The sequence below is a fragment of the Acinetobacter sp. YH12218 genome (assembly GCF_013417925.1).
Taxonomy (GTDB): domain Bacteria; phylum Pseudomonadota; class Gammaproteobacteria; order Pseudomonadales; family Moraxellaceae; genus Acinetobacter; species Acinetobacter amyesii.
Genome location: NZ_VPDB01000112.1, coordinates 1 through 5,608 on the forward strand (window position 1 = coordinate 1; position 5,608 = coordinate 5,608).

The 5,608-nt window shown below is 35.1% G+C and carries 7 protein-coding genes and 2 pseudogenes; 5 read left to right on the plus strand and 4 right to left on the minus strand.

Going from position 1 to position 5,608, the window contains the following annotated elements:
* The first annotated feature begins 575 nt into the window (after positions 1-575).
* Entirely contained in the window at positions 576-1,775 is a 1,200-nt protein-coding gene (locus FTV03_RS16755) for an integrase arm-type DNA-binding domain-containing protein (protein WP_005245164.1), read from the plus strand.
* 41 nt (positions 1,776-1,816) lie between these two features.
* Here the strand turns inward: FTV03_RS16755 and FTV03_RS16760 are convergent, their stop codons facing one another.
* The gene (locus tag FTV03_RS16760; protein WP_179989169.1) at positions 1,817-2,230 is read right to left on the minus strand and encodes a Cd(II)/Pb(II)-responsive transcriptional regulator; all 414 of its coding nucleotides are present in this window, start codon (positions 2,228-2,230) and stop codon (positions 1,817-1,819) included.
* A gap of 79 nt (positions 2,231-2,309) precedes the next feature.
* Between FTV03_RS16760 and FTV03_RS16765 the strand changes: the two genes are divergently transcribed.
* On the plus strand, positions 2,310-3,041 hold the full coding sequence (locus tag FTV03_RS16765; protein WP_005245162.1) for a transglutaminase family protein: 732 nt from the start codon (positions 2,310-2,312) through the stop codon (positions 3,039-3,041).
* Positions 3,028-3,915 (plus strand): cation diffusion facilitator family transporter, encoded by an 888-nt coding sequence (locus tag FTV03_RS16770; protein ID WP_127800877.1) that lies wholly within the window; start codon positions 3,028-3,030, stop codon positions 3,913-3,915. Before FTV03_RS16765 ends, FTV03_RS16770 begins: the two co-directional genes overlap by 14 nt.
* Before the next feature lie 84 nt (positions 3,916-3,999).
* On the opposite strand, the pseudogene FTV03_RS16775 reads toward FTV03_RS16770, so the two are convergent.
* Positions 4,000-4,224, minus strand: a pseudogene (locus FTV03_RS16775) (efflux RND transporter permease subunit); the annotation flags it as partial.
* On the opposite strand from FTV03_RS16775, the pseudogene FTV03_RS16780 reads away from it, so the two are divergent.
* A pseudogene (locus FTV03_RS16780) lies at positions 4,224-4,367 on the plus strand (antitoxin HicB); the annotation flags it as partial. The pseudogenes FTV03_RS16775 and FTV03_RS16780 overlap by 1 nt on opposite strands.
* 252 nt (positions 4,368-4,619) lie before the next feature.
* On the opposite strand, the gene FTV03_RS16785 reads toward FTV03_RS16780, so the two are convergent.
* Entirely contained in the window at positions 4,620-4,871 is a 252-nt protein-coding gene (locus FTV03_RS16785; RefSeq protein ID WP_004658363.1) for a hypothetical protein, read from the minus strand.
* A gap of 194 nt (positions 4,872-5,065) precedes the next feature.
* Between FTV03_RS16785 and FTV03_RS16790 the strand changes: the two genes are divergently transcribed.
* Positions 5,066-5,287, plus strand: coding sequence for a helix-turn-helix transcriptional regulator (locus tag FTV03_RS16790; RefSeq protein WP_004658364.1), 222 nt, complete (start codon positions 5,066-5,068; stop codon positions 5,285-5,287).
* A 172-nt stretch (positions 5,288-5,459) separates the two neighbouring features.
* On the opposite strand, the gene FTV03_RS16795 is transcribed toward FTV03_RS16790, so the two are convergent.
* Positions 5,460-5,608, minus strand: a 149-nt coding sequence (locus FTV03_RS16795; RefSeq protein ID WP_079745370.1) for an integrase core domain-containing protein, incomplete at its 5' end; no start/stop codon positions are given.

Consider the following 5,608-nt stretch of genomic DNA (forward strand, 5'->3'; position numbering starts at 1 on the left):
CCTAAAATACAAAAGATAATCATTTAAATCTCTAATAAATACCCACCTTGCCACTACTGAATCGACATAGACAAAATGAGAACTTATGCAAATATTTGTCTATATTTTTAGTTATAGTTAATTACTCTCGTAAAACAGCTGACGAAGTCCGAGATAGAATCATTGCGTCAAAACAAACGTGATGCTTATGCACTTATGATGAAAATGAATTAATTATTATTTAATTAAGTTAAAAGACTGCTATATAGCGGTCTTTTTTGTTTTTGAGCTCTACAAATTTTAATGAGTACATATAGTTACTTTTATAAAAATGATAATAAAGGGTAGAGGAGGTCATCTAAGAATTTAAAGCACAAGACTTATTTAACATTGATGACAGAAAAAGTGAGTTGTTGGGAACTTAAAGAAGAGGTGGTACTTATAATGGTTACTAAAATACAAATACTTAAAATATTAAATATATAAAACAATATATTACAAATATATATGATGCGTAGTGTACGCATCATACATAAAGCGTTCTATTTTGATATAATTGATCCAATCAACCCATTGTTAGGTTTCATTTAAATTCCATGAGTCTTACTGAAATTAAAGTTCGCCAAGCTCATTGTAAGGAAAAAACCAGTTTTTTATCCGATGAAGATGGGCTTAGCCTGAAGATTGAGCCGAGTGGAAGAAAATCTTGGTGCTATCGCTATACAGATCCACAAACTAAAAAACGTCGACGCATTCAGTTAGGTCGTTATCCTGATTTATCGCTGAAAAAGGCACGACAAGTCAGAGATGACTTTAAAGACAATGATTTCTGTTTTGAACAAGATACTGCCTCTAATGTCATCACCTTTGGTAAGGTCGGGGAGGAGTGGTTACAGTTCAAACTGAAAAATGCCTTCAACGATCTACCCCGCTGTGGTGTACTACAGTTAGCAGAAAGATGCTTACAGCAAGATATTTATCCAGACCTTCAGGATCTACCTTTTCAAAACATCAAGCGTTATGACCTGGTTTCAGTAATCAAAAAAATAGAGGGACGCCAAGTAAAAGAACCTGTCAAGAAAGCTTGTAGTTATTTGAACCAAATTTATGACTACGCTGTAGCGATGGGTTATTGTGAATTCAACATCGCGCATGGTTTAAATAAAATCGCCATTAACAGTAAAATCAAGAAAAATTATCCGTATTTGAAAGCGGAGGATATATCTGATTTTAAGTATAAATTACAAAAATTGGATGCCCATCCGATTATTAAAAAAGCACTGCTGTTCAAATTACATACTGGCGTGCGAGGGGCTGAATTGTTATTGGCTGAGCCTCATCATTTTGATTTAAATGAAAAAGTCTGGAAAATACCTGCCTTGCATATTAAACAGTTTCGACGAAAAGTCATATTAGGCCATGAGATTCCCGACTTCTTAGTTCCACTTTCAGATCAGGCTTTAGATATTTTAAAAGACGTCATGCAATGGTCATACGGTGAAAAGTACATTTTTGCTAGCCCACGGAAACATAATCAACCGATTCATTTTAATACATTAAATATGGCTATACGTAAGATGGGCTATGGAAAACATCAATTATCCTCTCATGGACTACGTTCCACTTTTAGTACCATTTTGAATGACTCAGGTTTGTTCCAGGATAACTGGATTGAGGCACAACTTTCACATATTGATAAGAACCGTACCCGTGCCAGCTATAATCACGCTGACTATTTAGCCCAGCGGACTGAAATGATGCAGTGGTGGGGTGATTATTTAAGTACTGCTAAGTGAAAATCGTACTTTTATACATAGACTTAAAACATTATGGGGTTTCAAATGGATAGTAAACAATATACTTGCCGTGTTACATGGTCAGCAGAATATAATGAGTATGTTGGGTTGTTCGAACCACAAGCACTAGCCATTTGTTGTAATTCAGCTTTAAGCGCCCTTAATTCTTTCATGCGTTTATTCACTAGTGCAAGTTGCTGATCAATTAATGCATTAACGCTAGAGCAGCTTTCTTCTGGCTTATTTTTTAATTCGATAAGACGTTTAATATCATTGAGTGATATATCTAGGCTGCGACAATGCTTTACGAATTCCAATTGTTTAAGTGCTTTGCTATCATACAGCCTGAAATTACCTTCTGAACGATTTGGATTTAACAGAAATCCTTCTCTTTCATAATATCTAATCGTTTGTATTGAACAGCCCGATTTTTTTGACAATTCGCCTATTTTCATCAATTTCCCCCAGACATTTGACTCTATAGTTACTATAGAGTCTATAGTATAAGTATGCAACGAAAAGGATATATAAAAAATGACTGAGAAATATTTAAACAATACGAATATCGTTAATTTTGAACACAAAGATATCCAATCCTTGATCGATCAACGTAGGTGGAAAAACTTGGATAACTTCAACAAAATTGGTGCCGCTTATCAGTTTGTAAAAGATGAGATTTTCTTTGGTTATAATGAAAGCGATGATATTGCAGCAAGCGATGTGCTAGCAGATGGTTATGGACAATGTAATACTAAGGGTAATCTGTTAATGGCACTATTGCGTGGACTAGGCATTCAATGCCGATTTCATGGGTTTACCATAGACCAGCAACTACAAAAAGGTGCTATCCCAAGCTATGTATTTTGGTTAGCACCTAAATACATCATTCATAGTTGGGTAGAAGTTTACTTTGAAGGGCGTTGGATAAACTTAGAGGGCTTTATATTGGATGAGCAATACTTAAGCTCTCTACAGGAGAAATTTGACCAAGTAAAAGATGATTTTTGTGGTTATGGTGTTGCAACAAAGTGCTTTTCATCACCAGATACAGATTGGCGTGGAGAAAATACCTATATTCAAAAAGAAGGTATTCATGATGACTTTGGGCTTTATGATTCCCCTGATGAGTTCTATCTCGAAAAAGGGACTAACTTGTCGGGGTTCAAACGCTGGATATATCAACGCTTGATACGTCACTTGATTAATATGAATGTATCAAAACTAAGAAATAGAAAAGTACTAGAGGTACAAAATGCACAACCATAATCATAGTCATCAACATGGTAAAGATGACCGTATTGGTTGGGCATTTTTCCTTAATGTGACATTCACTATTATCGAATTTATAGGTGGTTGGCTCACTAACAGTACGGCGATAATGGCAGATGCAGTTCACGATCTTGGTGATAGTCTTTCAATAGGTTTTGCGTGGATTTTAAGTCGTTTTTCAGATAAAGAAGCATCAGATAAGTTTAGTTATGGTTATCGTAGACTTACTCTCTTTGGCGCATTGATAAACAGTATTGTTTTAATCATTGGCTCAATTTGGATTTTATTTGAAGCAATTCCAAAGCTGTCCAATCCTGAAATGCCTGTAGTCGAGGGGATGTTAGGGCTAGCGATACTCGGCGTTGCCGTTAACGGATATGCTGTATTAAAATTAAAAGCGGGTGAAACATTAAATGAGAAAGTGCTGACATGGCACCTTCTTGAAGATGTACTTGGATGGGTTGCCGTTCTTATAGTCTCTATCGTACTGTTGTTCGCTGAACTGCCGATATTAGATCCCCTTTTATCAATAGGGTTCACGCTGTTCATCTTGTTTAATGTTTTCAAAAACCTGAAATCAACACTCGTTTTATTTCTTCAAGCTGCACCCGATAAAGAGACTCAAAAGCGTATTAAACTATCACTAATGGAATTTCCTGAAGTTAATGGTATCCACCACATGCACTTTTGGTCACTAGATGGTGAAAGTCACGTTTTAACAGCGCACCTTGAGCTGAGTGACAACTTTGACGTTAAAGAATTAATTAGGCTTAAACAAGAAGTTGCAGCTAAATTATCTTCCTATCATTTATCGCATACAACGATAGAGTTTGAGTTTTTAAATGAAAATTGTCGGGATGAAGCGCAGTAAGCTTTATCAATAAAATGTTGGGCATACAATATTAAAAGCAGCTTAATTAGGCATAACCTAGTAATTAAGCTGCTTTTTTTGATTTTAAATTTCGTCGGATTGCTGTTTGCTACTCTCAGAGCCATGCGCCCATTGATATAAAATAGGCAATACAAACAAAGTTAAAATTGTAGAAGATACAATACCGCCGATAACAACTGTTGCTAGTGGTCGTTGTACTTCTGCACCAATTCCAGTGTTTAACGCCATTGGAATAAAACCTAAACTTGCGACCAGTGCCGTCATTAAAATAGGTCTTAAACGAATGATGTGCTGAGTTTCCATCATTGTCTTGGCTTGATGCGGATCAGTCTAAAGCATTCTCAGGAATAGAGGAGCTCGTTGCTGATGTTGTCGCTGATATGATTAGCAATAATGAAAAAGTTCCTACACCACTCTCCGGGAAAATATAGTAGGCAGTTTGTTGTCCTTGTTCTCAGTGGTTCAACAAAAACTAGCCCTCGAAGCCGCAGAACGTGGCGTGGACATAAATTGTTTAGTATCAGTAAAAAGAGCGATGTAATTTTAGTACGAGTGAGTGATAGAGCAGGAACCTATGCTTCATATATTCAGTAAATGGTATGTTTTTGAATTAATAGGTATTTTTAAATAAAGCTTTCTTTGATTTAGTGCTTTTTATTTAATAAATTAATTTTAAAAACAACTTAGGCTAATTGATAAACACTATCTGGAAAGATTAAAAGAAAATATTTTTTAATTTCTGCTAATTCATTTAAGGCAGGTTCCCTTTCAAGCAGTTGAAATGTCCAAATAAGTACAGCCTGATGATTATCATAGCAAGTATTTACTCCAAGAAAATTAGCCATTCCATAACTTCTATTGATGTTCATTTCTTTAATTAATTGATTTCCTAAGTCACGAGCTTGCTGGCTGATCAATAACTCATTTGGTAACACGGCGGTCATCTCCACAAAATAATCTAATGCAGGTTCAATCCTTATATTTAAAAAGTTATAATTTAGTTGAAATGGATAAAATATACTTTCTATAAGTTGTAATAACCTGCTGTAGGTTAATTTTAGCAAAGTATTACTCAGTCAACAACTTCAAATAACCCACAGCAAGTTATTTTTTGTAAATTAATTTAAATATGATTACTTGTAAGTTATCTAGCCTCATGGGCGATAGAAAAATTTTAAAATTAAGTGAAGTGGTGCATGCAACAGGTATCAATCGCAACACGCTCACAAGTATGTATTATGACCGTGCTGTACGTATTGAATTACCAGTCGCCGATAAGTTGTGTAAGTACTTTAACTGTACGATGAATGATTTGTTTGAGTTTAAGGAAGAAGTTGAAGAAAAAGATTAACTTAATACTTCGTTTGATAAGTTTTTCGAAGAAAAAGACTAGCCAATACTTAGTTTGATAAGTTTTTCTCTGCAGATCTAATATTGAATTTTATAAAATATCATTACAAACAGAGGTGGTTCCACTTGTTTGAACAACTAAAAGCGTATTTATAAGTGATATTCCGCTCTAGTTAAGCCACCTTGTTTTGTTGGGGTAGCTGATCATAGTAAAACTCATTTGGTGTCATTTTGTCTAGACTCGAATGAGGTCGTTTCAGATTATAAAACTCAAAATATGCACTCAATTGCTTTTTCGCATCTGTGACACTGCTATAAGCTT

Excerpts from the sequence above, each read along its gene's own strand:
- FTV03_RS16755 (WP_005245164.1), top strand. The coding sequence starts at position 576 with ATGAGTCTTACTGAAATTAAAGTTCGCCAAGCTCATTGTAAGGAAAAA.
- FTV03_RS16760 (WP_179989169.1), bottom strand. The coding sequence starts at position 2,230 with ATGAAAATAGGCGAATTGTCAAAAAAATCGGGCTGTTCAATACAAACG.
- FTV03_RS16765 (WP_005245162.1), top strand. The coding sequence starts at position 2,310 with ATGACTGAGAAATATTTAAACAATACGAATATCGTTAATTTTGAACAC.
- FTV03_RS16770 (WP_127800877.1), top strand. The coding sequence starts at position 3,028 with ATGCACAACCATAATCATAGTCATCAACATGGTAAAGATGACCGTATT.
- FTV03_RS16790 (WP_004658364.1), top strand. The coding sequence starts at position 5,066 with ATGATTACTTGTAAGTTATCTAGCCTCATGGGCGATAGAAAAATTTTA.